Origin of the sequence: Vibrio sp. V03_P4A6T147 (assembly GCF_002241085.1) — a bacterium.
GTDB lineage: Bacteria > Pseudomonadota > Gammaproteobacteria > Enterobacterales > Vibrionaceae > Vibrio > Vibrio anguillarum.
Genome location: NZ_NDIO01000295.1, coordinates 1 through 2,147 on the forward strand (window position 1 = coordinate 1; position 2,147 = coordinate 2,147).

A 2,147-nucleotide genomic window follows, 5' to 3' on the forward strand; every position below is an offset into this window, starting at 1 on the left:
CTATTCAACCATAAGTTTAAATAACACGGATGATTATTTTTCCTTATCCCGCCCAAAAGCAAACGTTTGGCATGAATAAATGTTAATCGAAGCATTATATTGATAACTTTTACTAATCCAAATCATTAACATTACTCACATGTAGCACGCCATTTTCGTGATCAAAAATGGGTTTTTGACATATCATTCAATAAGCCAGAACGTTACATGATTTAGATCTAGTTTTCGAATGAGAAAATTATGCAAAATGCGCTCGACTTATTTCCTGTTCCCAAAAATGAGTAATACAATATGAACACAACAACTTCGTCGGCATCTGCCGTACAATCCTCTAGCAAGTGGACTTATAAAGATTTCACTTGGTGTCTTTCACTTTTTGGTACAGCCGTTGGTGCCGGTGTACTTTTCCTTCCAATTAAAGCTGGTGCGGGTGGTTTTTGGCCATTAGTAATGTTAGCCCTAATTGCGGCGCCAATGACTTGGTTCGCACATAAAGGCTTAGCTCGCTTTGTTCTTTCTTCAAAAAATGTTGATTCTGATATTACTGACACAGTAGAAGAGCATTTTGGTAAAACTGGCGCAAACCTTATTACGTTCGCATACTTTTTCGCCATCTACCCTATCGTTCTTATCTACGGCGTTGGTATCACAAACACCGTTGATTCCTTCCTTGTTAACCAAGTTGGCATGGAATCGATTCCTCGTTGGTTACTTTCTGGTGCGCTGATTGTGGCAATGACGGCTGGCGTAGTATTTGGTAAAGAGCTGATGCTAAAAGCAACGTCTGCCATGGTGTATCCATTGGTTTTCATTTTATTAGCACTTTCTTTCTACCTTATTCCAGAGTGGAACACCTCTATGATTGAAGTCGCACCTGATTGGTCTGCGATGCCAACCATCGTTTGGCTTGCAATTCCTATCATTGTGTTTTCATTCAACCACAGCCCAATCATTAGCCAGTTCTCTAAAGAGCAACGCCTACAACATGGTGACAACGCGGTTAAGAAAACCGATATGATCACTGGTGGCTCGGCCATGATGCTGATGGGTTTTGTGATGTTCTTCGTGTTCTCTGTTGTGCTGTCTCTGTCGCCAGAGCAACTCGCGTTAGCAAAAGAGCAAAACATTTCTGTGCTTTCTTACCTAGCAAACATCCATGAATCACCAATCATCTCTTACATGGGTCCTCTTGTTGCCTTTGCAGCGATTACCTCTAGCTACTTTGGTCACTTTTTAGGGGCACATGAAGGCCTAGTTGGTTTGATTAAATCTCGCTCAAATAGCTCAGTAAGCAAGATTGAAAAAATGTCACTGATCTTCATCGTGTTGACAACTTGGATCGTAACGATTGTAAACCCAAGCATCCTAGGCATGATTGAAACCATGGGCGCACCGATGATTGCTGGCATCTTGTTCCTGCTGCCTGTATTTGCAATGCACAAGATCCCTGCAATGGCGAAGTTCAAGACTTCAGCACCAGTACAGATTTTCACAACTATCTGTGGTCTTGCTGCTATTACTTCTGTAATCTACGGCGCTCTTTAATCTGGTGGTTATATCAACCGTCATGAATACTGCATACAGAACATAACTATAATAATGAGCCTCCCTCTTAGCTAGGGGGGCTTACTTTTGAGGTAATCGATATGATTAGTGTATTTGATATCTATAAAATCGGTGTTGGTCCTTCAAGCTCACACACAGTGGGACCGATGAAAGCGGGTAAAGAGTTTATTGATGATTTACGTTCAATGGGAAAATTGCGCGACATCACTAAAATCACCGTGGACGTTTATGGTTCATTATCACTGACAGGGAAAGGTCACCACACAGATATCGCTATCATCATGGGTCTTGCTGGTAATACCCCTGAGAAAGTTGATATCGATGCTATTCCAGGCTTTATCGCACGCGTTGAAGAAACCGAGCGTCTTCCCGTTGGTATGCACTGTCATACCGTATCGTTTCCTAAAGAAGGTGGAATGAATTTCCACAAAACGAATTTATCCTTGCACGAAAACGGCATGCAGATCCACGCGTGGATCGATGATGAAGTCGTTTACTCAAAAACCTACTACTCTATCGGCGGCGGCTTCCTCTTCCATTCAACCTAATCCTTGTATCATATACACAACTCACACTTACTA

1 protein-coding gene and 1 pseudogene are annotated in these 2,147 nt (G+C 41.9%); both read left to right on the top strand.

Going from position 1 to position 2,147, the window contains the following annotated elements; all coding sequences use genetic code 11:
• The first annotated feature begins 291 nt into the window (after positions 1-291).
• Positions 292-1,545, top strand: coding sequence for an aromatic amino acid transport family protein (locus B9J84_RS11610; protein WP_017047579.1), 1,254 nt, complete (start codon positions 292-294; stop codon positions 1,543-1,545).
• A 101-nt stretch (positions 1,546-1,646) separates the two neighbouring features.
• Positions 1,647-2,099: pseudogene (locus tag B9J84_RS11615) on the top strand (serine dehydratase beta chain); the annotation flags it as partial.
• Positions 2,100-2,147: the final 48 nt, after the last annotated feature.